At 72.7% G+C, this 24,034-nt stretch carries 21 protein-coding genes and 1 pseudogene; 9 read left to right on the top strand and 13 right to left on the bottom strand.

Annotated elements, in window-relative coordinates:
• Position 1 precedes the first annotated feature (1 nt).
• The gene (gene secA2 / locus SM611_RS10265; RefSeq protein ID WP_371949038.1) at positions 2-2,344 is read right to left on the bottom strand and encodes an accessory Sec system translocase SecA2; all 2,343 of its coding nucleotides are present in this window, start codon (positions 2,342-2,344) and stop codon (positions 2-4) included.
• Between the two features lie 235 nt (positions 2,345-2,579).
• On the opposite strand from secA2, the gene SM611_RS10270 reads away from it, so the two are divergent.
• Positions 2,580-2,723, top strand: a complete 144-nt coding sequence (locus SM611_RS10270; protein ID WP_371949040.1) for a hypothetical protein — start codon at positions 2,580-2,582, stop codon at positions 2,721-2,723.
• Between the two features lie 102 nt (positions 2,724-2,825).
• Here SM611_RS10270 and SM611_RS10275 read toward each other — a convergent pair whose 3' ends face one another.
• Complete coding sequence (locus SM611_RS10275) at positions 2,826-4,049, bottom strand: ROK family transcriptional regulator (RefSeq protein WP_371949041.1); 1,224 nt, start codon at positions 4,047-4,049, stop codon at positions 2,826-2,828.
• Positions 4,050-4,302: 253 nt separating this feature from the next.
• Here SM611_RS10275 and SM611_RS10280 point away from each other — a divergent pair, with 253 nt between their 5' ends.
• The 7 genes from SM611_RS10280 (at position 4,303) to SM611_RS10310 (ending at position 11,422) form a co-directional block, all read left to right on the top strand.
• Positions 4,303-5,574, top strand: a complete 1,272-nt coding sequence (locus SM611_RS10280; RefSeq protein WP_371949043.1) for an extracellular solute-binding protein — start codon at positions 4,303-4,305, stop codon at positions 5,572-5,574.
• Between the two features lie 21 nt (positions 5,575-5,595).
• Complete coding sequence (locus SM611_RS10285; RefSeq protein ID WP_371949045.1) at positions 5,596-6,567, top strand: carbohydrate ABC transporter permease; 972 nt, start codon at positions 5,596-5,598, stop codon at positions 6,565-6,567.
• Positions 6,564-7,457, top strand: a complete 894-nt coding sequence (locus SM611_RS10290; RefSeq protein ID WP_371949046.1) for a carbohydrate ABC transporter permease — start codon at positions 6,564-6,566, stop codon at positions 7,455-7,457. Before SM611_RS10285 ends, SM611_RS10290 begins: the two co-directional genes overlap by 4 nt.
• Positions 7,454-8,932, top strand: coding sequence for a glycoside hydrolase family 3 protein (locus SM611_RS10295; protein WP_371949048.1), 1,479 nt, complete (start codon positions 7,454-7,456; stop codon positions 8,930-8,932). Before SM611_RS10290 ends, SM611_RS10295 begins: the two co-directional genes overlap by 4 nt.
• A 119-nt stretch (positions 8,933-9,051) precedes the next feature.
• A complete protein-coding gene (locus SM611_RS10300) occupies positions 9,052-9,516 on the top strand; it encodes an RrF2 family transcriptional regulator (RefSeq protein WP_371949049.1) in 465 nt (154 codons plus the stop codon).
• Positions 9,517-9,519: 3 nt separating this feature from the next.
• The gene (locus SM611_RS10305) at positions 9,520-10,317 is read left to right on the top strand and encodes a DNA-formamidopyrimidine glycosylase family protein (protein WP_371949050.1); all 798 of its coding nucleotides are present in this window, start codon (positions 9,520-9,522) and stop codon (positions 10,315-10,317) included.
• 196 nt (positions 10,318-10,513) lie between these two features.
• Positions 10,514-11,422, top strand: coding sequence for a LysR family transcriptional regulator (locus SM611_RS10310; protein ID WP_371949052.1), 909 nt, complete (start codon positions 10,514-10,516; stop codon positions 11,420-11,422).
• 68 nt (positions 11,423-11,490) lie between these two features.
• Here the strand turns inward: SM611_RS10310 and SM611_RS10315 are convergent, their stop codons facing one another.
• The 5 genes and pseudogenes from SM611_RS10315 to SM611_RS10335 all read right to left on the bottom strand — a co-directional run.
• Positions 11,491-11,958 carry a Dps family protein gene (locus SM611_RS10315; protein ID WP_371949053.1) on the bottom strand — a complete coding sequence of 156 codons (468 nt, stop codon included), beginning with the start codon at positions 11,956-11,958 and terminating at the stop codon, positions 11,491-11,493.
• A 128-nt stretch (positions 11,959-12,086) separates the two neighbouring features.
• The gene (locus SM611_RS10320) at positions 12,087-12,440 is read right to left on the bottom strand and encodes a helix-turn-helix domain-containing protein (RefSeq protein WP_131937264.1); all 354 of its coding nucleotides are present in this window, start codon (positions 12,438-12,440) and stop codon (positions 12,087-12,089) included.
• Positions 12,441-12,551: 111 nt separating this feature from the next.
• The gene (locus SM611_RS10325) at positions 12,552-13,847 is read right to left on the bottom strand and encodes a CinA family nicotinamide mononucleotide deamidase-related protein (protein WP_371949056.1); all 1,296 of its coding nucleotides are present in this window, start codon (positions 13,845-13,847) and stop codon (positions 12,552-12,554) included.
• A 449-nt stretch (positions 13,848-14,296) separates the two neighbouring features.
• Positions 14,297-14,452: a DUF1990 family protein gene (locus SM611_RS10330; RefSeq protein WP_371949057.1), complete on the bottom strand. Its 156-nt coding sequence runs from the start codon at positions 14,450-14,452 to the stop codon at positions 14,297-14,299.
• 43 nt (positions 14,453-14,495) lie between these two features.
• Positions 14,496-14,690: pseudogene (locus SM611_RS10335) on the bottom strand (DUF1990 family protein); the annotation flags it as partial.
• Positions 14,691-14,704: 14 nt separating this feature from the next.
• On the opposite strand from SM611_RS10335, the gene SM611_RS10340 reads away from it, so the two are divergent.
• Positions 14,705-15,490 carry an MOSC domain-containing protein gene (locus tag SM611_RS10340; RefSeq protein WP_371949059.1) on the top strand — a complete coding sequence of 262 codons (786 nt, stop codon included), beginning with the start codon at positions 14,705-14,707 and terminating at the stop codon, positions 15,488-15,490.
• Here SM611_RS10340 and SM611_RS10345 read toward each other — a convergent pair.
• The 6 genes from SM611_RS10345 to dapA all read right to left on the bottom strand — a co-directional run bounded on the left by SM611_RS10345 (position 15,487) and on the right by dapA (position 23,910).
• Positions 15,487-16,083 (bottom strand): CDP-alcohol phosphatidyltransferase family protein, encoded by a 597-nt coding sequence (locus SM611_RS10345; RefSeq protein WP_371949060.1) that lies wholly within the window; start codon positions 16,081-16,083, stop codon positions 15,487-15,489. The two genes, SM611_RS10340 and SM611_RS10345, sit on opposite strands and share 4 nt — an antisense overlap.
• On the bottom strand, positions 16,080-17,507 hold the full coding sequence (gene rimO / locus SM611_RS10350) for a 30S ribosomal protein S12 methylthiotransferase RimO (protein WP_371949062.1): 1,428 nt from the start codon (positions 17,505-17,507) through the stop codon (positions 16,080-16,082). The genes SM611_RS10345 and rimO overlap by 4 nt, the downstream gene beginning before the upstream one ends.
• An 87-nt stretch (positions 17,508-17,594) precedes the next feature.
• Complete coding sequence (locus SM611_RS10355) at positions 17,595-18,347, bottom strand: helix-turn-helix domain-containing protein (RefSeq protein ID WP_371949063.1); 753 nt, start codon at positions 18,345-18,347, stop codon at positions 17,595-17,597.
• 172 nt (positions 18,348-18,519) lie between these two features.
• Positions 18,520-21,180, bottom strand: coding sequence for a DNA translocase FtsK (locus SM611_RS10360; RefSeq protein ID WP_371949065.1), 2,661 nt, complete (start codon positions 21,178-21,180; stop codon positions 18,520-18,522).
• A 109-nt stretch (positions 21,181-21,289) separates the two neighbouring features.
• Positions 21,290-22,975, bottom strand: coding sequence for a ribonuclease J (locus tag SM611_RS10365; protein WP_371949066.1), 1,686 nt, complete (start codon positions 22,973-22,975; stop codon positions 21,290-21,292).
• The gene (gene dapA / locus SM611_RS10370; RefSeq protein ID WP_371949068.1) at positions 22,972-23,910 is read right to left on the bottom strand and encodes a 4-hydroxy-tetrahydrodipicolinate synthase; all 939 of its coding nucleotides are present in this window, start codon (positions 23,908-23,910) and stop codon (positions 22,972-22,974) included. The genes SM611_RS10365 and dapA overlap by 4 nt, the downstream gene beginning before the upstream one ends.
• Positions 23,911-24,034: the final 124 nt, after the last annotated feature.

Genomic DNA, 24,034 nt, shown 5'->3' on the forward strand with positions numbered 1-24,034 from the left:
GTCAGCGGCGTTTGAACATGGCTATCAGGCCGCGGAGGGCGCGTTCGTCCAGGGAGCCGAAGGGGTTGTCGTGGACGAGGTAGGTCCAGGTGGCCGACGGGCGCCGCAGGCCGGCGGAGTCGAGGTCGATGCCGTCCTCGGTGGCGGTGAGGGCCTCGAAGGCGGCGACGGAGCGTTCCCGGGCGTCGGGGAGGAGGCGCTTGCCCGCCGGGACGGCCTCGCGGTTGAACTCGACCAGCGGGTCGAGCCCGCGGCCGAGCGACCGCAGGTGGATGCCCTCGCGCAGGTCGGCGAGGTAGGCGAGGTGCTCGGCCCAGCAGCGGTCCAGCTGGTAGAGGACGATCTGCCGCGCGGCGGCGGCCACCGCGTCCGCGCCGGCGGCCTTGGCGAGCTCGGCGTGCTTGGCGGGGGCGGACTCGGCCATGGCCCGGTCGGCGGCGTCGCCGGTCAGGACGGCGTCGCGTTCGGTGAGCAGCTCGCGGCGCTGCAGCCCGATCAGGTGGTTGTAGCGCCAGGTGTTGCGGTGCAGTTCCAGGTCGACGCCCTCGGCGACGCGCTGGGCGTGGCCGACGATCCAGTGGGCGCCCTTGTCGGTGATGAGGCCGTCGTCGTCCGAGGCGGCCTTGGTCTTCTCGTCGGGGGCGTAGCGGGCGACGAGGTCGTCCTGGAGGCTCGTGAAGAAGACGGAGGCGCCGGGGTCGCCCTGGCGGCCGGCCCGGCCGCGGAGCTGGTCGTCCAGGCGGCTGCTGTGGTAGCGGCCGGTGCCGATGACGAGCAGGCCGCCGGCCTCGGCGACGCGGTCGTGGTCGGAGCCGGGCGTGTCGGCGGGGGCGGTGCCGGGGGCGGCGGGCGGGCTGCCGCCGAGGCGGATGTCGGTGCCGCGGCCCGCCATCTGCGTGGAGACGGTGATCGCGCCGGACGCGCCGGCCTCGGCGATGATCGCGGCCTCCTCCGCGTCGTTCTTGGCGTTGAGGACGACCCGGTCGAGCCCGGCGCGGGCGAGGCTGCGGGCGAGCCGCTCGGACTCGGCGACGTCGCCGGTGCCGACGAGCACCGGGCGGCCGGCGGCGTGCGCGGCGGCGATCTCCTCGACGATCGCGACCTCCTTGTCGGCGGCGGTCGCGTAGAGGCGGTCGGGGCGGTCGTCGCGGACGCACGGCCGGTTCGGCGGGACCACCGCGATCTGCAGCCCGTAGAACTCGGTGAGCTGGCCGGACACGGCCATCGCGGTGCCGGTCATGCCGCACCGGACGGGATACCGCCCGATCAGCTCCTGCACGGTGATCGAGTCGAGGATCTCGCCGCTCGGGGACGCCTCCAGGGCCTCCTTCGCCTCGACCGCGGCCTGCAGGCCGTCCGGCCAGCGCTGCAGGAGGGCGACCCGCCCGCGCGACTCGCTGATCAGCTTGACCGCGCCGTCCCGGACGATGTAGTCGACGTCGCGGTGCAGCAGGACCTCGGCGTGCAGGGCCACGTTCACGGCGGTGAGCGTGCGGAGGTTCTCGGGCGCGTAGAGGTCGAGGCCGAGGACGCGTTCGACCTCGCGCGTCCCGGCGGGCGTGAGCTGGACGTTGCGCGCCTCGTCGTCGGCCGCGTAGTGCAGGCCGGGCCGCAGCCGGCGGACGAGGTCGGCGTACCGGGGGTCGGCGGCGTCGAGGTCGGCGGCGCCGGCGAGGACGAGCGGCACCATGGCCTCGTCCACCAGCACCGAGTCGGCCTCGTCGATCAGCGCGACGGACGGCGGGGGCAGCACGGCGTCGGCGGCGTCGGTGACGAGCCGGTCCCGGAGGAGGTCGAACCCGACCTCGCTGACCGGCGCGTACGTCACGTCGGCCGCGTAGGCGGCGCGCCGCTGACCGGGCGTGGACGACTGCCCGACCCAGCCGGCGGAGACGCCCAGCATCGCGTAGAGCGGCCCCATCCACTCGGCGTCGCGCCGGGCCAGGTAGTCGTTGACCGACAGCACGTGGACCCGCCGGCCCCGCAGCGCGTACCCGGCGGCGGCCAGCGCCCCGGCCAGTGTCTTGCCCTCGCCGGTGGCCATCTCGGCGACGTGCCCGGACAGCAGCGCCAGCGTCCCGATCAGCTGGACGTCGTACGGCCGCTCCCCGAGCGTCCGGCGGGCGGCCTCCCGGCCGAGGGCGCACAGCTCGGCGAGGTCCTGGTCGCCGTCGCGGCCCTCCTCCGCGCGCAGGGCGGACGCGGCGGCGGTCAGCTCGCCGTCGGACAGCTCCCGGACGCGGGACTCGCGCTTCCCCGCCTCGTCCACCAGGGCGCGGAAGGGCGTCAGGTCGGCGCTGCCCGGCTTCTGGACGAGCCGCCGCAGCCGGTCACGCAGCGCCATGGCGGCCCTTCGGTTCTTCGCTCACGGTTTCTCCCAACGGGTGGGTTCGGGACGGCGTTCCCCTCCATGATCCCAGGGGCGGCGCCGGTGCCGCCCAGGGCGTCCTACGCTGGAGGTCTTACCTCGATTTCATTCCTCGGACGGATCCCCCGCCCTCTCTCGTTTGAGAGCATGAGGGCATCACGGGGTTTGCGGTGGCCAAGGGGAAAGCGTCACCGCGGAACGGGGTTTCGCCATGACACCTACGGCACGGAAGGCCGCCGCGCTCCGGCGCAAGCGCCAGATCATCAGCCAGACCGTCATCGACCGCGCGTTGAACGACCCGCGGCGCCGCAAGGAGGCCGCCGTCGCGGCGCCCTACTTGGCGGCCGCCAAGTAGGGCGCCGCGCAGGGAACGCGCAGAGGAACGTTCCACGCAAGGAAAGTGCCTCCGCCGTCACGGCGGAGGCACTTCCTTTTTCGGCACGGGCCCGGAACCTCCCTAGGACTTCCCGTCCGCCGAGAACACGTCGTCGCGGGCCTGCTGCAAAGCCGCGTGCAGGGCGCCGCGCAACACCGGGTTGCCCTCCACCTCGGTCACGGCCACGGTGGGACGGGTCGGACTGATCCGGCCGACGATCCGCTCTATCCGGGCGGCGAGCGGGCGCCCGCCGGCCCGGCCCAGGCTGCCCGACACGACGACGAGCCCCGGGTCCAGGACGATGTTGACCGAGGTCACGCCGTAGGAGATGCGGGTGGCGAGCTCGTCCAGGAACGGCCCGCCGCGGTCCTCGTCGGCGGCCGCGGCGCTGACGCAGTCGAACGCGGTGGCCTCGGCGATCCCGTGCTGGTGGGCGAGGGCCCGGACGGCGTCCGCGCCGACCAGGGCGCCGTACCCGCCGGAGAGGGTCGGGATGTTCCAGGACATCGACTCGGTGACGCCCTCGTCCTTCGGGCCGCGCCGGGCCGCGCCGAGCGGCAGCGGCGCGCCGGGCACCGGCAGGTAGCCGATCTCCCCGGCACCGCCCCACCGGCCGCGGTGCAGCCGGCCGCCGAGCATGATCGACAGGCCCATGCCGCGGTCGAACCACATCAGCGCGAAGTCGTCGGCGTCCCGCGCGGAGCCGTACGCCCGTTCGGCGATGGCGGCGAGGTTGACGTCGTTCTCGATGGTGACCGGCCGGCGCAGGTCGGTCCGCAGCGCGGCGAGGACGCCCTCGTGCCAGGACGGCAGGTCGAAGGCGAACTGGACGTCGCCGGAGCGCGGGTCGACGACGCCGGGCGTCCCGATGACGAAGGCGCTCAGCTTCGACACCGCGACCTTGGCGGAGCGGCACGCCTTGACGACGGCGTCGTGCACCGTCCTCACCGGCTCGTCGGCGCCGTTCGGGTCCACGGTGACCTGGGCGGCGATGTGCCCGGTGATGTCGGCCACCCCGGCGGTGATCCCGTCCGGCCCGACCTCCAGGCCGGCGACGTAGGCGCTGGACGGGACGACGGCGTACAGGGCGGCGTTGGGCCCCCGCCCCCCGGCCTGCTCGCCGACGACCGACACCAGCCCGCGGTCCTCCAGTCTCGACAACAGCTGCGAAGCGGTTACCTTCGATAGCCCGGTGTGCTCGCCGATCTGCGCGCGGGTCAGCGGGCCCTGCTCGACGAGCAGGTCCAGCGCCGCACGGTCGTTGAGCTCACGCAGCAGCCTCGGTGTTCCCGGGCGTCTGGCCATGCCGGTCCCCTCGATGTCTCAATCCGCTAACGAGCAGTTTTGTTTAGGAAAGTTTCTTGTTAGTTTACGCCCAAGCGCCGACCGGACCGGTACCCCGGCCGGGGGCGCGCGCAGAGCGCGGACTGGCGAGCAGGGCGCCCGCGAGCGATGCGAACGCGAGGAGGGCATGGCCAGGACCCTAAAGGGTCCGGGCCGCCTCCCTCGCACCGCAGGCCACAAGGCCGCGCGAGGCGACGCCGGAAAGGATCCCCCAGTGAAGTACATCAAGATTGCGGCCGCGGCGGCCGCGATCGCCCTGGCCGCCACGGCCTGCGGCGGCGACAGCAAGGACGACGAGGCCGGCGCCGAGAAGGACCCGGCGCAGCTCAAGGTCTGGATGATGGGCGACGGGACGCCGGAGCAGACCAAGTTCCTCGACGACGTCGAGACGGAGTTCAAGCAGAAGCACCCGGGCACCGACGTCCAGATCAAGTACGTCCCGTGGCCGCAGGTCGCCACCACCTTCCAGAAGGCGGCGGCGGGCGGCGAGGGCCCGGACGTCACCGAGCTCGGCAACACCGACGTCCAGTCCCACGTCGAGCAGGGCAGCCTCGCCGACGTCAGCGACGAGTTCAAGGGCTGGGCGGACGGCAAGACGCTCAGCAAGACCGCGCTCGAGAACGACACCGCCGACGGCAAGACCTACGCGGTGCCGTGGTACGGCGGCGTCCGCGGCGTCTGGTACCGCACGGACTGGTTCCAGGAGCTCGGCATCCAGCCGCCGAAGAGCTGGGCCGACCTCAGCGCCGCCGCGAAGAAGGTGCAGGACGAGAAGAAGGTCCCCGGCATCGGCATCCCGAGCGACCAGACCAACGCCCTGCTCAGCTTCATCTGGGGCAACAACGGCGAGGTGGCCGCCGCCGACGGCGGCGGCGGCTGGAAGGGCCAGTTGGACCAGCCCGCGGCCGTCGAGGCCGTGAAGTACTACGCCGGGCTCGTCGCCACGGAGAAGGTCGCGCCCGAGAAGTACATCGGCAAGAACGAGCTGGAGGGCCCGCAGCGCGACTTCGCGCTCGGCAAGCTCGGCATGTACATCGACGGCAGCTGGGCGCTCAAGGAGATGAAGAAGGTCTCCGACAAGAACGCCGACAAGTGGGGCGTCTTCCCGATCCCGAGCAAGGCCGGCGGCAACGCCCCGGTCATGGCGGGCGGCTCCGACCTCGCCGTCTGGAAGGACAGCAAGGCCAAGGCCGCGGCGTTCGACTACATCACGGTCCTGAACAACGCCAAGAACGCCAAGGCGTGGGCCGACTACAGCGGCTTCTCGTCCATGCGCTCGGACGTGAAGTTCTCCGACCCGAAGCTGGAGATCTTCACCGAGATCGCGACCACCACCAAGTTCCCGCCGATCGGCGCCGGCTGGGCGGAGTTCGAGCAGGCCAAGAAGGTGCTGCCGAACGCCGTCAAGGCGATCATGCAGGGCAAGGACGCCGGCGCGGAGATGAACAAGGCGAACGAGCAGGCCAACACGCTGCTGAACCCGTAGTCCAGGCTGATCGGAACGTCCATGCTCGACACCGCACCCGCGGTGCGGAGAGCGCCCGGCCGGAGGTCCTCCGGCCGGGCGCGCCCCCGCCGCCGGCCCCGCCTCGGGCCCTACCTGCTGATCGCGCCGACCGTGCTCGTGATCGCCGTCCTGATGTTCTGGCCGATGATCCAGATCGGGATCATGTCGTTCCAGAAGGTCGGCAACCGCCAGCTGCGCGGCGAACCGGCCGAGCAGGTGGGCGCCGAGAACTTCGACAAGATCCTCAACGACCCGTTCTTCTGGCAGACCCTGCGGCACACGGTGCTGTTCGCCGTCGTCGCGGTGAGCCTGACGCTCCTCGCCGGGACGCTCGTGGGCCTGCTGCTCCACAAGCTCGGCACGAAGATGTCGGGCTTCGTCGCCGGCGGTGTGATGGTCGCCTGGGCGACCCCGCCGGTCACCGCGGCGATCATCTTCAGCTGGCTCTTCGGCACCACCGGCGGCCTCGTCAACTGGTCCCTGGACCTGCTGCCGGACTTCCTCGTCGGCGGCGGCTGGCTCGACTACAACTGGTTCGCCACGCCGCTGTCCACCTACACCGTGCTGACCGTGTGCGTGGTGTGGCAGGCGTGCCCGTTCGTCGCGGTGTCCGTCCTGGCCGGCCTGAAGAGCGTCCCCGGCGAGCTGTACGAGGCGGCCCGGGTGGACGGCTCCGGCCCGTGGCGGACGTTCTGGAGCATCACCTACCCGATGCTCAAGCCGATCTTCATGGTGCTGCTCGTCATGTCGATCATCTGGGACTTCAAGGTCTTCACGCAGCTGTTCATCATGTCCGGGCTGGCGAACCGCGACGCGTTCAACCTGTCGCTGTACGCCTACTCCGAGGCGTTCGGCTCGCTCAATCCGAAGCTCGGCATGGGCTCGGCGATCGCGCTCGTGCTCACGTTCATCCTGCTCATCGTCACCGCCCTGTACGTGCGGGTCATGGTCCGACAGGGGGAGACGCGATGAGGCTCACCACCGCGCAGCGCCCGGGGGGCGCGGGGGGTCGTCCCCCCACGATGAGACGCCTGCCGCGCAGGGTGCTGCTGAACGGGACGGGGCTGCTCGTCTTCGCCGTCGCGGTGTTCCCCGTCTTCTGGATGGCGTCCACCGCGTTCAAGCCGAACACCGAGATCTTCAGCACGACGCCGAAGCCGCTCCCCGCCCACCCGACGCTGGAGCACTTCGACCTGGTGCTGAACGGCGGCATCGCCGAGGTCTCCTTCTGGGAGTACTTCGCGAACAGCGCGGTCCTCGCCCTCGTCACCGTCCTCGCGTCCGGCCTGCTCGCGCTGATGGCCGCCACCGCCGTCGCCCGGTTCCGCTTCCGGTTCCGCACCACCTTCCTCGTGATGCTCCTGGTGGTGCAGATGGTGCCGCTGGAGGCGCTGGTCATCCCGCTGTTCCTCGACCTGAAGCAGCTCGACCTGCTCAACAGCCTGGCGGGCCTCTCGCTCGTCTACATCGGGTTCGCGGTGCCGTTCGCGATCTGGATGCTGCGGGGCTTCGTCGCCGCGGTGCCGCGCGAACTGGAGGAGGCGGCCGCCATCGACGGCGCCGGCCCGGTCCGGACGTTCTTCACGGTCATGCTCCCGCTCGTCGCGCCCGGACTGGTCGCGACCAGCATCTTCTCCTTCATCACCGCCTGGAACGAGTTCATCTTCGCCTACACGTTCCTCGAGGACCAGAACAAGTACACCCTGCCGATCATGCTGCAGTTCTTCTTCGGCCGCAGCGGCAACGCCTGGGGGCCCATCATGGCAGCGTCCACGCTGCTCACCATTCCCGTCATCGCCTTCTTCCTGCTCGTCCAGCGCCGCATGGTGTCCGGCCTCACCGCCGGGGCGGTGAAGGGGTGACGACCGACGACATCGCGACCACGGCGGAGATCGCCCGGCTGGCGCGCGGCACGCTGCTCCCGTCGTTCCCGGGGGCGACCGCGCCGCGCTGGCTGCTGGACGAGCTGGAGTCCGGCCTCGCGGGCGTGACGCTCTTCGCCCTCACCGGCAACGTGCCGAGCCCGGAGTCGCTCGCCGCGCTCACCGCGCGGATGCGCACGGCGGGCGACCCGTTCATCGCGATCGACGAGGAGGGCGGCGACGTCACCCGGCTCGGCGGGCACGCCACGGGCAGCCCCTACCCGGGCAACGCGGCGCTCGGCGCCGTGGACGACCCGGAGCTGACCCGGCGCATCTACCGCTCGCTGGGCGCCGAGCTGGCCGAGGTCGGCGTCAACGTCAACTTCGCGCCGTCGGTGGACGTGAACACCGCCGACGACAACCCCGTCATCGGGACCCGCTCGTTCGGCTCCGATCCGGAGCTGGTCGCCCGGCACGCCGCCGCGTCCGTCACCGGGACGCAGGAGGCGGGCGTCGCGGCCTGCGCGAAGCACTTCCCCGGGCACGGCGCGACGGTGGACGACTCGCACCTGTCGATCCCGCTCGTCGACGCCGACCTGGAGCTGCTGGACCGCCGCGAGCTGGTCCCGTTCCGCGCCGCGATCGCCGCCGGCACCCGCGCGGTGATGACCGGCCACCTGAACCTGCCGTCGATCACGCGGGGCGCGCCGGCGACCCTGTCGCGCGCCGCGATCACCGGGCTGCTCCGCGAGCACCTCGGCTACCAGGGCGTGATCGTCACCGACGCGCTCGACATGGAGGGCGCGAGCGGCGCGATCGGCATCCCGGAGGCGTCCGTGCGGGCCCTCATCGCGGGCGCCGACCTGCTGTGCCTCGGCCCGCGCGAGCACGCCGCGACCGTCGAGGCGACGCTCGCCGCGATCGACGCCGCGGTGCGGACCGGACGGCTGCCGGCCGCCCGGCTGCTGGACGCGGCGGACCGCACCGCGCGCCTCAGGGAGTGGCTCGCCGGGCACAGCCCCGCCGCCGTGGACCGCGCCGCCGGGCTGGAGGCCGCCCGCCGCGCCGTGCGGGTCACGGGAGCGCTCCCAGGCTGGGCCGGGCCGCCGCTGGTCGTCGAGACCGAGGCGAGCGGGAACATCGCCGTCGGCCCGACCCCGTGGGGGCTGCACCCGTGGGCGCCCGACGCCGTCCGGGCCGCCGGCGGGGACGGGGCGGCGGACCGGATCCTGGACCGCGCCAAGGGCCGCGGACTGATCGTCGTGCTGCGCGACGCGCACCGGCACGCCGGCCAGCGGGCCCTCGCCGCGGCCCTGCTGACCGCCCGCCCCGACACGGTCGTCGTGGAGATGGGGCTGCCCGTGTGGCGTCCCGGATCGGCCGTCTACCTGGCCACCTACGGCGCCGCCGCCGCCAACGCCCAGGCCGCCGCGGAGCTCCTCGGGCTGACCGGCTCCCCGGGCTCGGCGGGCTAGACCCGTGGCGCGCCCGCCGGAGACGGAGCCCGGTCCCGGCGGGCGCGCCACGCCGCGCTCCGGGCCCGGCCCGCGGGCCGGATGCCCGACCGGTCCGATCGGCAAGGGATAATACGACCATGCGATTGTCCGCCCGGGTCGATTACGCGTTGCGCGCCGCGGCCGAACTGTCGGTCGCCGGGAGTCACCCGGTGACCGCGGTCCAGCTCGCCGAGGCCCAGCAGATCCCGCCCAAGTTCCTGGAGAACATCCTCGGCCAGCTGCGCCGGTCCGGCATCATCAGGAGCCAGCGCGGCCCCGAGGGCGGCTACTGGCTGGCGCGGCCCGCCGAGCGGATCTCCCTCGCCGACATCATCCGCGCCATCGACGGGCCGCTGCTCGGCGTCCGGGGCGAGCGCCCCGAGCACGTCGGGTACGAAGGGCCCGCGCGTTCCCTGCAGGAGGTCTGGATCGCGCTGCGCGCGAGCGAGCGGGCCATCCTGGAGCAGGTCACGCTCGCGCACATCGCGGCCGGGGAGCTGCCCGACCCCGTCCGCAAGCTCACCGAGGACCCGTCCGCCTGGGAGAGCCCCTCCTACATCTGAGCCATGCCGGAAGGAGACGTCGTCTGGCTCACCGCCCGGCGCCTGCGCGAGGCGCTCGCCGGGCGGGTGCTCACATGCTCGGACTTCCGCGTCCCCCGGCTCGCCACCGCCGACCTGCGCGGGCGGACGGTCCTGGACGCGGTCTCGCGGGGCAAGCACCTCCTCACCCGGGTCGAGGGCGGGCTCACCGTCCACACGCACCTCATGATGGAGGGGCACTGGCAGATCCGCCGGGCGGGGCCGGTGCCGCGCTACCACGCGATCCGGCTGGTGCTGGCGAACGCGGAGTGGCAGGCGGTCGGCTACTCGCTGGGCGTGGTCGAACTGCTGCGCACCGCCGAGGAGGACGGGGCCGTCGGGCATCTCGGCCCCGATCTCCTCGACCCCTCGTGGGGAGCGGAGACGGCCGCCGAGGCCGTCGCGCGGCTCGCGGAGCGGCCCGAGCGCGCCGTCGGCGACGCGCTGCTCGACCAGACGCGGCTCGCGGGCATCGGCAACGTCTACAAGGCCGAGGTGCTGTTCCTGCGGGGCGTGAACCCGTGGACCCGGGTCGGGGACGTCCCCGACCTGCCGGCGCTCGTGGAGCTGTCTCACCGCCTGCTGGACGCCAACAAGGAGCGGCACGGCCACATCACCACCGGCGACCGGGGCCGCGGGCGGGAGCACTGGGTCTACGGGCGGGCCGGGCGGCCCTGCCGGCGCTGCGGGACGCGGATCGAGCGCGCCGGGCAGGGCGGCCGGGCCGGGCAGGGCGAGCGCACCGCGTTCTGGTGCCCGCGCTGCCAGCCCGCTCCGAGGTGACGGCCGCGAACCGGCGGCCGCGCGTGACGGCCGGAGCGGCGGGGTCGGCGCCCGCCCGGCCCCCCGGGGCCGCCGGGGCGGGTCGCCGCCTGACCGGGTCGCCGGATCCTGCGCCCGTGCCACGATCTTCGGCCTGCGATCGTTCCAAGTCAATTCTCGGGTTTTCTTATTGATCGCTTAGCTCTAACTTGGGCACATGACCCTCGACGACCTCCGCGTGTTCGTGGCCGTCTGCTCGGTGGGCAACCTCAGCGCCGTCGCGCGGGACCTGTCGTGCAGCCAGTCGGCCGTCAGCCAGCACGTCAAGCGGCTGGAACGGGAGACCGGGCTCGTGCTGCTGGAGCGGCGGCCGCGCGGCGTCGTGCCGACGCGGGCCGGGCGCGTCCTGCACGAGGCGGCGACGGAGGGCATCGCGGGGCTGGACGCCGCGCTGCGCCATCTCGACGACCTGCGCCGCGGCGTCGGCGGCACCGTCCGGGTCGCGACCGGCGCCACGACCGTCCGGCACTTCATGGCGGCGGGCGTGGCGGCGTTCCGCGACCGGCATCCCGAGGCGGCCCTCCAGTTCGAGACCGCCGGCTCCAGCCGGCGCTGCCTGGAGGCCGTCCGCTCGCACACCGCCGACCTCGCCTGGGTGACGATCGGTCCGCCGCTCGACGGCGTGGAGCAGCGCGCGTCGTGCGAGCTGCCGTGGACGCTCGCCGTCCACACGGGCGACCCCCTCGCCGGCCGCACGTCCATCACGCTGGACGACCTGTCCGGGATCCGGCACATCGAACTGCCCGCGCACTCCACGTCGCGCGTCCACCTGGAGATGCACCTCGAACGGCACGGCGTCCGGCTGACGTCCACCACGAGCGTCGCCGACTGGGACACCGCTCTGCTGCTCGCGGAACTCGGGCTCGGGCACGCGATCCTGCCCGCCCTCCCCGGCTGGGGGCGGCGGCAGGGCGACGTCAGACTCGTACCCATCCCCGAGCTGCCGCCGCTGTTCGCCGGCTGGGCCGCGCGGCGCTGGGACGCCCTCAGCCCCCTCGCGATCGAGTTCGCCGAGACCGTCGTGACGCACCTGCCCCAGCCGCCACCTCGGCCGTCAACGACCTGATGTCGTGCGAGCGCGACCGAAGGCAGGTTCGGGCCTTCGAGAACCTGATCGCGCAGCGATGCGGTGAACTACGTCTGCGCCTGGAACATCCAGTGCTGCTTCTCCAGTTCGGCGGTGATGCTGATGAGCAGGTCCTGCGTGACCGGGTCCGGCTCGTCGGTCGCCGCGATGCGCTCGCGGAACCGGGCGATGATCTGCGCCAGAATGTCGGTCACCGCGGCGACGACCTTGTCGTCGTCGAGGTAGCCGGCCTCCAGCTGCGGCAGCTTGGTCCGGTCCGCGACCGTGCGGGAACGGCCGTCCGGGTTCACGCCCACCGCCACGGCACGCTCGGCGACATCGTCCTGGCCCGTGCGAGCCAGTGCGACGACCTCGTCCAGGTGCTCGTGCACGACCTTGAAGTTGCGCCCGGTCAGGTTCCAGTGGGCCTGCTTGGCCACAAGAGAGAGATCGATGAGATCGACGAGAGAGCCCTGCAGGGCCTCCCCCACCGTCTTCACGGCCTGGTCCGAAAGCGGGCTCTTGACCGTCGCCATTATCGGGCTCCTTCCGCGTCATTACGGTTGTCCGTTACAACACAGAGAGATCCCCGCAAATGCCGCGTTCATGCGTGAGGCCGCGCACACCCGCGGCCCCGGTCGTGCATGAACGCACCGAGAACGGGTCAGGCCGCGACCATGTCGGCGCGGAACTCCCCGGTGATCTCCTCCGGAGTCTCCGGAATGCTCTCGGCGGTGATGCGCTCGTGCTCGGGCGCGCCCGCCATGACGGGCTCGTGCTGCAGCTCGGCGAGAGCGAGCTGATCCGCGACTTCCCTCAGGACGTGCGACAGCGGAACGCCCAGGGCCTTGCAGATCGAGGACAGCAGCTCCGAAGAAGCCTCTTTCTGCCCCCGTTCCACCTCGGAGAGATAGCCGAGTGACACCCGCGCCGCCGCGGACACCTCACGGAGGGTGCGTCCCTGGCGCAGCCGCAGCTGCCGCAGTACGTCACCGAGCAGCTGGCGAAGCAGGACCATCGTCTCGCTCCCTCCCTCAGTTCGGACCATCTGCCGGTTCCACCGTACCCGCCTTGACGGCGGCCATGGCAGACCGTTGATTTCGTGTTCGCTCGGAACGTAACGCTGTAATCAGTCCCGGTCTTCCCGATCTGCCTGAGCCTCCCCGCTCCCGCCCTCGGCGTCAAGCCCCATCAGGACGCGTCTCAGCAGCTCAAGGGCGTGCACGACGGTCATCCGCCGGATCACCGCGCGGATCTCCGGCCCGGCGCCCGGCACGGGGAGTTTCGGACTGACCACAGTGTGCGAATTTCCAGGACCGGCCACACCGATGTAGACCGTTCCCACGGGACGGCCGTCCTGCGTGTCGGGGCCGGCGACGCCCGTCACCGCGAGCCCGTAGGTCGCGCCGACCGCGTCCCGGACGCCCGCGGCCATCGCGGCGGCCACGTCCGGATGGACGGCCCCGTGCCCGGCGAGCAGGTCCGCCGGGACGCCCAGCAGCTGCGCCTTCGCCTCCGTCGCGTACGTCACCATGCCGCCCGCGAAGGTGGCGGACGAGCCGGGCATCGCGGTCAGCTCCGCGGCGATGAGCCCGCCGGTCAGCGACTCGGCCGCCGCGACCGTCTCCCCGCGGGCGGCGAGCAGCCGGTGCACGACCCGGTCCAGCGACTCGTCCTCGGCGCCGTAGACGGCCGAGCCGAGCAGCGTCCGGACGCGCGCCTCCACGCCCGCGAGGCGGCTGGCGGCGTCGGCTCCGGTCACCGTGATGCGGATCTTCACCTCGGCGGGGTCGGGCAGGTAGGCGAGCCGCACCCCGTCCATCGCCTCGACCTCGGCGAGCCGCGTCGCGACGACCGACTCCCACATCCGGGCGGTGCGCAACGTGCGGCGCGCGACGGCGGGCGGCCCGGCGATCCGGGCGATCTCCGGCAGCACGACCTCGTCCATGATCGCGCGCATCTCGAACGGGACGCCGGGCAGCGCGTAGACGACCCCGCCGGGCAGCTCCACGCGCAGGCCGGGCGCCGACCCCGCCGAGTTGGGCAGCACCCGCGCGCCCTTCGGCACGTCGGCCATGCGCAGCGCCATCGGCTGGAGCTCGCGGCCGGCCTTGGCCACCCGCTCCCGCAGCCGCCGCTCCAGGTGCGGGTCGCGGACGAGGGCGACGCCCGCCGCAGCGGCGAGCGCGTCCCGGGTGAGGTCGTCGTAGGTCGGGCCGAGCCCGCCGGTGGTGATCACCGCGTCCGCCCGTTCGAGCGCCGACCCCACGGCCGCGACGATGACGTCCAGCTCGTCGCCGACGACGACGCTGCGGGTCACCTCGACGCCGTGGTCGGCCAGCCGGCGGCCCAGCCACGCCGCGTTGCCGTTGATCGTGTCGCCGAGGAGCAGCTCGTCCCCGACCGTGAGCAGTTCGACTCGCATCGCGTCCCCATCTCCGCCGGCGGCCTCGGCCACCGCGAATCTACCGGCGCGGCACGCCGACGGCCCCGCCGCACCACCGGTTCACCGGGAAGGACGGCCGATTCAGGACGCGGCGCCGCCAACGCCGTTCGCACCGGTCCAACCCGCCCCTCCCATTTCCCTCGCGGCGCGAAGGACACGGCCGCGCATTGTCCGGCGCGGCGGGGCGGCGTCCGGCGCGCCGCGCGAAGGGGCCGGACGCGCGGGCGCGCATCGTCGCCGCGCGCCGACGGCCGCCGGTCCGACCGGCACCCGGAAGCGCAGGTCACACTGTGAGTCAAAACTCATGTGATCGATTCGTCCCCCCGAAGGGCGGCGGGGATAATCGAATCGCGTGGCGCCCGCGTGACCGGGGCCGCGGGACCACGACCGGGGTGGGTGTGGCCTCGCGGCCCCCTGCGCGGGCGCCACTACCGCGACAGGCGGCGCAGCACGGCGCCGCAGCGGCGGGCGTACCCGCGCTGGAACACCGGGACGAGCGGTCCGGCCAGCCGCGCCGGCGCCGTCGCCGGGCGGCTGAACAGGGTGACCGTCAGCCACACGTCGTCCTCCTCGTCCCGGTGCACGACGAACGACTCCGCCCCCGACAGCGGATGCCCCGGCGGCGTTCCGGAACGCCGCCGCGCCGTGGCCGACCGGCACGCGCTCGCGCAGGTGCCGGTACCCCGCCGGCCGTTCGGCGTTCCGCGTCGCGCCCACCTCGGCGTACGTGAAGTCCCGTGCGGTCACGGCCCTGCCACCCCCAAGCTGACGAATCGCCGTCAAGTATCGCCGCTTCCACTGGTCAGCGCGGGATGCGGGCACGTACCGTCCCGCACATGATCGCCATCGTCGCGGCCCTGAACGTCTTTCCCGTCAAGAGCGCGGGCGGCGTCGCGCCGGCCGAGGCCGAACTGACGCCGACCGGCCTGCGGCACGACCGCGAGTTCATGCTCGTCCGCCCGGACGGGCGGCACCTGTCGCAGCGGGAGATCCCCGCACTCGCCCTCCTCCGGCCCGCCTTCGACGGCGTCAAGCTCACCGTCTCCGGCCCGTCGGCGGGCACGCCGCTGGTGTGCGAGGCGGTGGACGGCCCGGCGCTCGACGTCACCGTCCACAAGCGCCCGTGCCGGGGCGTCGACCAGGGCGACGACGCGGCCCGCTGGTTCTCGGCCGCGCTCGGCGCCCCGTGCCGCCTCGTCCGGTTCACGGGCACGCGGCCCACCCGGCTCGGCGGCGGGACGCTCGCGTTCGCCGACGGCTACCCGGTCTCGGTGCTGTCCGCCGAGTCGCTGGACGACCTCAACCGGCGGATCGGGGACCCGCTGCCCATCTCCCGGTTCCGGCCCAACATCGTCCTGCGCGGCCTCGGCCCGTACGGGGAGGACGCCGCCACCCGGCTGCGCGGCGCCGCGGCCGAGATCGAACTGGTCCGGCCGACCGGCCGCTGCGTGATCGTCAACATCGACCAGGAGACGGCCGGGCGCGCGCCCGGACCGCTCCGTGCGCTCGCCCGCCACCGCACCGCCCGGTTCGACGGCGCCCGCGAGATCATGTTCGGCCGCCTCGGCGTCCCGCGCGCGACGGGCGTCCTGCGCGTCGGCGACGAACTGGCCGTCTCCTAGCGGTCGGACGCCTCGGGCCTGCGGCGCATCCGCCACGCCTGGACGACGTAGTCCACGCCGGTAACGACCGTGACGACGAGCGCGGCGCCCATCGTGACCCAGCGCACGTAGTCGAGCGGGCCGGGCAGGATGTAGAAGCCGATGGCGATGACCTGCAGCATCGTCTTCAGCTTCCCGCCCTTGCTGGCGGGGATCACGCCGTGCCGGATCACGACGAACCGCATCACCGTGATGCCGATCTCGCGGACCATGATGGCGGCCGTCACCCACCACCACAGCTCCCCCATCACCGACAGGCTGACCAGCGCGGCACCGGTGAGCGCCTTGTCCGCGATCGGGTCGGCGATCTTGCCGAAGTCGGTGACCAGGCCGCGGGCGCGGGCGATGTCGCCGTCGATCTTGTCGGTGACCGAGGCCGCGGCGAACACCGCGAACGCGGCCAGCCGCCAGCCGGTGCCGTCCAGGAACAGCAGCCACACGAAGGCCGGCACCAGCACGATCCGGAGCATCGTCAGCGCGTTCGCGATGTTCCAGACGCCGGCCGGCGGCGGGTCCGAGGCGCCCGCGACCGGTTCCGGGATGCCGGCGATCATGCGACCTCCGCGCTCAGGTCCACGCCGTCGCTGCCGGTGACGCGGGCCTCGACGATCTCGCCGAGGGCCAGGCCGGCCCCGCGGACGAGGACCGTGCCGTCCACCTCGGGCGCCTGGTGCTCGGCGCGGCCCTCGAAGCCGCCGTCCCCTTCGTTCCCGGCCGGCTCGGCCTTGTCCTCCAGCAGGACGCGGACCACCGAGCCGACGCGGTCCTCGGCCCGCTGGGACGTCAGCTCCTCGGCGAGGCCCGACAGCTCCTCGACGCGGGCCGCGACCTCGGCCTCGTCGAGCTTGCCGTCCAGGTCCGCGGCCTCCGTGCCGTCCTCGTCGGAGTAGCCGAACACGCCGACCGCGTCGAGCCGCGCGGCGGACAGGAACTCCGCCAGCTCCTCGAAGTCGTCCTCGGTCTCGCCCGGGAAGCCGACGATGAAGTTGGACCGCACGCCCGCGTCCGGCGCCAGCTCGCGGATCTGGGCGAGCAGCCCGAGGAACCGCTCGCGGTCGCCGAACCGCCGCATCGAGCGCAGCACCGGGCCGCTGGCGTGCTGGAACGACATGTCGAAGTAGGGGGCGACGCCGGGCGTGCCGCAGATCGCCTCGATGAGGCCCGGGCGGGTCTCGGCCGGCTGCAGGTAGCTGACCCGGACGCGCTCGATGCCGTCGACGGCCGCGAGGCCCGGCAGCAGCTTCTCCAGAGCGCGCAGGTCGCCGAGGTCCTTGCCGTAGGACGTGGAGTTCTCGCTGACGAGGACCAGCTCGCGGACGCCGTGCCCGGCGAGCCAGCGCGCCTCCTCCAGCACCTCCGCCGGCGGGCGCGACACGTACGCGCCGCGGAATGCGGGGATCGCGCAGAACGTGCAGCGCCGGTCGCAGCCGGACGCCAGCTTCAGCGGAGCCACCGGGCCGCCGCCGAGCCGCCGCCGCAGCACGCGCGGGCCGGACGCGGGAGCCACCCCGTCCGGCAGGTCGGCCGGGCCGTGCCCGGGGACCGCCACGCGGGCCGCCGACCTGTCCACCGGGCTGATCGGCAGCAGCGTCCGGCGGTCGCGCGGGGTGTGCGCGTCCCGCCTGCGGCCCGCCATGACGTCGTCGAGCCGCTCCCCGATGCCCGCGTAGTCGTCGAAGCCGAGCACGGCGTCGGCCTCCGGCAGCGCCTCCGCCAGCTCCCTGCCGTACCGCTCGGCCATGCAGCCGGCCGCCACGACCTTGGCGCCCGAGTCGTGCGCGGCGAGCAGCGTGTCGATGGAGTCCTTCTTGGCGGCCTCGATGAAACCGCAGGTGTTGACGACGACCACGTCCGCGCCGTCCGCGCCGTCGGCCAGGTCCCAGCCCGCGTCCTCGATGCGCGCGGCGAGTTCCTCGGAATCGACCTCGTTGCGGGCGCAGCCGAGCGTGATGAGCGAGACTTTGCGGCGAGTCGACATGCCCTAACGGTAATGGGCCGCGGCGCCAGGACGTACCAGCGACCCCAACACGAGTCATTGCGGGGGACGCCCCCCACATCCCCCGTGCTAAGCGGGTTCGGGGTCGTTCTTGTCGAAGCTGAGCCGCTGCACGCCCTTGCCCTTGCCGGGCGAGCCGATGTCCTTGCCGTTGACGGTCAGGTTGACGCTCCCGCCGACGCCGACCACCAGCTTCACCTTCTTCTTGGCGGTGAAGTCCTTCGTGTCGCCCTTGCGCAGCGTGCCGATGAACAGCGTCCTGCCGTTGTCGCCGATGACGTTCAGCCACGTCGTGTGCTTGGCCTCGACCCGCACGTCGACCTTGGTGCGCGGCGCCTCCGCTATCGGCGCGCTGTTCTTCGGCGGCGCGGACGCGGAGGCCGACGCGGACGGCGCGGGCGTCCCGGCGACCTGCCGCGCGGTGCGCTGCTCGCCGCCGCCGCCGTGCCCCACCACCTGGACGACCCCGTAGATGACGACGAGGGCGAGGGCGAGGGCCATCGCGGCGCTCCAGTTCGGCGCCTTGCGCTCGCGGAACGCGATGGGCTGCTCCGGCTCGAACGCCGACACCGCCGACACGGGCTGCGGCGCGCCGCCGTGCCCCTCGTCGAACTCGGCGACGAGCGGCTCGGGGTCGATGCCGATGACCCGGGAGATGCTGCGGATGTGACCGCGGGCGTAGAAGTTGCCGCCGCACGCGGAGAAGTCGTCGGCCTCCATGCCGCGGATCACGGTCTCCCGTATCCGGGTCTGGAGACTCACCTGTGTCACCGAGAGACCGGCCCGCTCACGCTCCTCCGCCAAGGTCTCACCGATGCTCACCTCGGGCCTCCTTCGGGGGCGCTCGTGGCCGATCTTCAGGGACACCAGTCTAGGAACGGCAATGCCCGCTGGGCGACAGCCGACACGTTCGAAACAGGGCAAGATTTCGCATCATTCCGCAATGCCCTGGCGGGGCGGGCCGCGCCCGGCCCGCCGCCCGGCCGGCCGCCGCTCAGCCGCCCCCGCGCAGTTCCGCGAGGACCCCGGGAAGATCGTCCGGCTTGGCCAGCACGTCCCGCGCCTTGGAGCCCTCGCTCGGCCCGACGATGTCGCGGCTCTCCATGAGGTCCATCAGCCGCCCGGCCTTGGCGAACCCGACGCGGAGCTTGCGCTGCAGCATCGACGTCGACCCGAACTGGGTGGACACGACCAGCTCGATCGCCTGGACGAGCAGGTCCATGTCGTCGCCGATCTCCTCGTCGATCTCCTTCTTCGGCTTGTTCGACTCGGCGACGTCGTCCCGGTAGTTCGCCTCCATCTGCGCCTTGCAGTGGTCGACGACCCCGTGGATCTCCTTCTCCGACACGTAGGCGTTCTGGAGGCGCATCGGCTTGCTCGCGCCCATCGGCAGGAACAGCGCGTCGCCCTGCCCGACGAGCTTCTCCGCGCCCGGCTGGTCGAGGATGACGCGGCTGTCGGAGAGCGACGAGGTCGCGAACGCCAGCCGGGACGGCACGTTGGCCTTGATGAGCCCGGTGACGACGTCCACCGACGGCCGCTGCGTCGCCAGCACCAGGTGGATGCCGGCGGCGCGGGCGAGCTGGGTGATGCGGACGACCGAGTCCTCCACGTCGCGGGGCGCGACCATCATCAGGTCGGCCAGCTCGTCGACGATGACGAGCATGTACGGGTACGGGGTGTAGACGCGCTCGCTGCCGGGCGGCGGCTTGAGCTTGCCCGCCTTCACCGCCTTGTTGAAGTCGTCGATGTGCCGGTACCCGGACGCGGCCAGGTCGTCGTAGCGGCGGTCCATCTCGCCGACGACCCAGTCGAGGGCCTCGGCGGCCTTCTTCGGGTTCGTGATGATCGGCGTGATCAGGTGCGGGATGCCCTGGTACATCGTCAGCTCGACCCGCTTGGGGTCGACCAGGATCATCCGCACCTCGTCGGGCGTGGCGCGCATCAGGATCGAGCTGATCAGCCCGTTGATGCACGTCGACTTGCCCGCGCCGGTGGCGCCCGCGATGAGGATGTGCGGCATCTTCGCCAGGTTCGCCACGACCGTGCGGCCCTCGACGTCCTTGCCGAGCCCGACGATCATCGGGTGGTGCTCGTTGGTCGCGGCCGGCGAGCGCAGCACGTCGCCGAGGCTGACGATGTCCTTGTCGGTGTTGGGGATCTCCACCCCGATCGCGGACTTGCCGGGGATCGGGGAGATGATCCGCACGTCGGCGCTCTTCACCGCGTAGGCGATGTTCTTGGTCAGCGCGGTGACCTTCTCCACCTTCACCGCCGGGCCCAGCTCGATCTCGTACCGGGTGATCGTCGGGCCGCGGGTGAACCCGGTGACCTGCGCGTCGATGTCGAACTGCTCCAGCACCCCGGTGAGCGCGTTCACCACCGTGTCGTTGGCCTTCGTCCGCGGCTTGGACACGCTGCCCGGCCGCAGCACCGACGGGTCCGGCAGGACGTAGATCTCGCCGGACGACGACAGCGGCAGCTGCTCCGAGCGGCGCGGCGCGGGCGTCGGGTCGCGCGGCTCGTGCGGCTCGATCGGGGCGTCGTCGGCCATGACCCCGTCGGCCATGGACTCGCCGGCCATGGACTCGCCGGCCATGGACTCGCCGGCGACGTGGGCGTCCATCGGCCCGTCGTCGGCGGGCGGGGCGGGCGGCGGGACGCCGGCGCCGAACGGGTCGGGCTCGAACAGCTCGTCGGCGAGGTCGCGCCTCGGGCGGTCGGCCTTCTTCGGCTCGTCCTCCAGCAGCGGCGTGTCGTAGGGCCGGGAGTGCTCGCCGACCTCCAGCTCGCCGTCGGCCTCGTCGGGCTTCTTCTTGCGGCGCCGCTTCTTCGGCTCGTCCGCGCCGTCCTTCTCGCCCTCGGACGGACGCTCGGGACGGCCCTGCAGCGTCGCCATCGCCCACAGGTCGGCGACGCGCTCGGGCACCTTCGCGATCGGCGTCGCGGTGACGACCAGCAGCCCGAACCCGGACAGGAGCAGCAGCAGCGGGACGGCCACCCACCCGCTGAGCGCCGCGTCGAGCGGCGCCGACACCAGCCAGCCGATCACGCCGCCGGACTCGCGGACGCCGTCCATGTCCGCGGCCGGGGACGGGACGCCGGCGGCGATGTGCAGGATGCCGAGCACCCCGACGCCGAGCGCGGTGATGCCGATGACGATGCGGCCGGTGTCCTCGTGGTGCTCGGGATGGCGCAGCGTCCGCCACGCCAGCAGCGCCAGCAGCACGGGCAGCACCATCGCCATGATGCCGAGGCCGCCGCGCACGATCTTCTCCAGCGCGATCGTGACGACGCCGTCGGGCCGGAACCAGGTGACGGAGGCCAGCACGATGGACGAGCCGAGCAGCGCCAGCCCGAGGCCGTCGCGGCGGTGCTCGGGGTCGAGGTTGCGGGCGCCGTGCCCGTAGGCGCGGAAGACCGACCCGACCGCGACGGCGGCGAGCAGGTACAGCCTGAACAGGAGCTTGAAGAACCCGAGGACGGCCTGGGAGATCGGGTCGGGCTTCTGCGGGGGGCGGCCCCGCCCCGAGCCGCGGCCGCCCTTGGAGGTGCCGCTCGGTCGCTTCCGGGGGGACGAACCTGCGGGCTTGCGAGCCCCACTGCCCCCCGCACGCGAAGAGGTTCTCGCACCCCCGGACGCACGTGTGGCCATGGTGATGAGAGTAACCAAGGACCCTGGAGGTTCCAGGGAGGGCGCGAGGCGTGTTGGAGAAACGGACAGCCGCGGGGCGCGCGCCCCGCGGCCGTCCGTGAACGTGCTCCTAGACCTCCACGACCACCGGGACGATCATCGGGCGGCGCCGGTAGTTGTCGCTCACCCACTTGCCGACGGTCCGCCGGATGAGCTGGTTCATCTGGTGCGGGTCGTTGACGCCGTCGGCGGCGGCGCCCCGCAGCGAGGCCTCGATGCGCTCGATGATCTCGTCGAAGTCCTCGTTGAGGATGCCGGCGCCGCGCGCGTGCACCTCCGGCCCGGCGACGACCTTGCCGGACGTCGAGTCGATGCCGACGACGATGGAGACGAAGCCCTCCTCGCCGAGGATGCGCCGGTCCTTCAGCGAGGTCTCGGTGACCTCGCCGACCGACAGCCCGTCCACGTACACGTAGCCGGCGGGCACGGCGCCGACGATCTTGGCGCGCCCGTCCACGAGGTCGACGACGACGCCGTCCTCGGCGATGACGATGCCGTCGGCGGGGACGCCGGTGAGCGCGGCGAGCTTGGCGTGCGCGCGCAGGTGCCGCCACTCCCCGTGGATGGGGACGAAGTTGGCCGGCTTGGTCACGTTCAGCACGTACAGCAGCTCGCCCGCCGACGCGTGCCCGGACACGTGCACGAGCGCGTTGCCCTTGTGCACGATGCGGGCGCCCCACCGGGTGAGGCCGTTGATGACGCGGTTGACCGCGTTCTCGTTGCCCGGGATCAGCGAGGACGCCAGCAGCACGGTGTCGCCCTCGGTGATGCGGATCGAGTGGTCGCGGTTGGCCATCCGCGACAGCGCCGACATCGGCTCGCCCTGCGACCCGGTGCACACCAGCACCAGCCGGTCGCCGGGGATGTCGTCCAGCTCCTTCTGCTCGACCATGATGCCGTCGGGCACGTTCAGGTAGCCCAGCTCGCGCGCGACGCCCATGTTGCGCACCATCGAGCGGCCGACGAAGCAGACCTTGCGGCCGTTAGCGACGGCGGCGTCCAGGACCTGCTGGACGCGGTGGATGTGCGAGGCGAAGCAGGCGACGATGAGCCGCTCCTGCGCGGTGCGGAACACCTCGTCGACGACCGGGCCGATGTTGCGCTCGCTGGTGACGAACCCGGGCACCTCGGCGTTGGTCGAGTCGGCCATCAGCAGGTCGACGCCCTCGGCGCCGAGCCGGGCGAAGCCGGGCAGGTCGGTGAGCCGGCCGTCCAGCGGGAGCTGGTCCATCTTGAAGTCGCCGGTGTGCAGGACGAGCCCGGCCGGCGTGCGGAGGGCGACGGCGAGCGCGTCCGGGATCGAGTGGTTGACGGCGAGGAACTCGCAGTCGAACGGCCCGAAGGAGCGGCGCTCGCCCTCCACGACCACGTCGGTGACCGGCTTGATGCGGTGCTCGGTGAGCTTGGCCTCCAGCAGCGCGAGGGTGAGCCTGGAGCCGACGATCGGGATGTCGCGGCGTTCGCGCAGCAGGTAGGGCACGGCGCCGATGTGGTCCTCGTGGCCGTGCGTGAGTATGACCGCCTCGATGTCGCCGAGGCGGTCCCTGATGTACTCGAAGTCGGGCAGTATCAGATCGACGCCGGGCTGCTCGGTCTCGGGGAACAGCACGCCGCAGTCGACGACGAGCAGGCGTCCGCCGTACTCGAACACCGTCATGTTGCGGCCGATCTCCCCCAGCCCGCCGAGCGCGACGATGCGAAGCCCTCCCGCGGGCGGGGCGGGCGGGTCCGAGAGCTCCGGGTGAGGATGGCTCACCGGGCGACCTCCGGGATGACGACCTCCGGCACTTTGACTCCCCCTATCGTGAGGTCTTCTCGCAGGCGCGCCGCGAACTCCGGCGAGGCCTCCACCAGCGGCGCGCGGAGCGGGCCGCCGCCGGGGAGGCCGAGCAGGTTCAGCGCTGCCTTGACGGCGATGGCGCCCTGCGTACGGGTCATGATGGCGGTGACCACGGGCAGCAGCCGCCGGTGGATCTCCAGCGCCCGCCCGTGCTCACCGGCGCGGTATGCGTCGATCATCTCATGGAGTTCGGCGCCGACGACATGGCCGACCACGCTGACGAACCCCGCCGCGCCGACCGACAGCCAGGGCAGGTTGAGGTTGTCGTCGCCGGAGTACCAGACGAGGTCGGTCGCGGCCATCACGCGGGACGCGCCGAACAGGTCGCCCTTGGCGTCCTTGACGGCGATGATGCGCGGGTGCTCGGCGAGCTTGACGAGCGTGTCGTTCTCGATCGGCACCCCGGTGCGCCCCGGGATGTCGTACAGCATGCAGGGCAGCCCCGTCGCGTCGGCCACCGCGGTGAAGTGGCGGACGAGGCCCTCCTGCGGCGGCTTGTTGTAGTAGGGGGTGACCACGAGCAGCCCGTGCGCGCCGGCGGCCTCGGCCTGCCGCGCGAGTTTCAGGGTGTGCTCGGTGTGGTTCGTCCCGGCACCGGCGACGACCACGGAGCGGTCGCCGACCGCCTCGATGACCGCGCGCAGAAGTCTGCTCTTCTCGTCGTCGCTCGTCGTGGGCGACTCGCCCGTCGTCCCGTTGACGACGAGGCCGTCGTGGCGCCGCTCGTCGACCAGGTGGGTCGCGAGGCGCGCGGCGCCGTCGTAGTCGACGCCGCCGTCCGGGAGGAACGGAGTGACCATGGCGGTCAGCATCCGTCCAAACGGAGCGTCAGTCGTTGTGCTGGGTGCCATGCAACGAACGGTACCGTTCCGGCCGTTCGACTTGGACCCGCAGGTCGTACGGAAAGGGGAGAAGCCGCCGCCACACGCTCGGGGGTACGCGTGGCGACGACTCCCACAGCACATCGTGGCACGC

The organism is Actinomadura monticuli, from assembly GCF_041463655.1.
Taxonomy (GTDB): domain Bacteria; phylum Actinomycetota; class Actinomycetes; order Streptosporangiales; family Streptosporangiaceae; genus Spirillospora; species Spirillospora monticuli.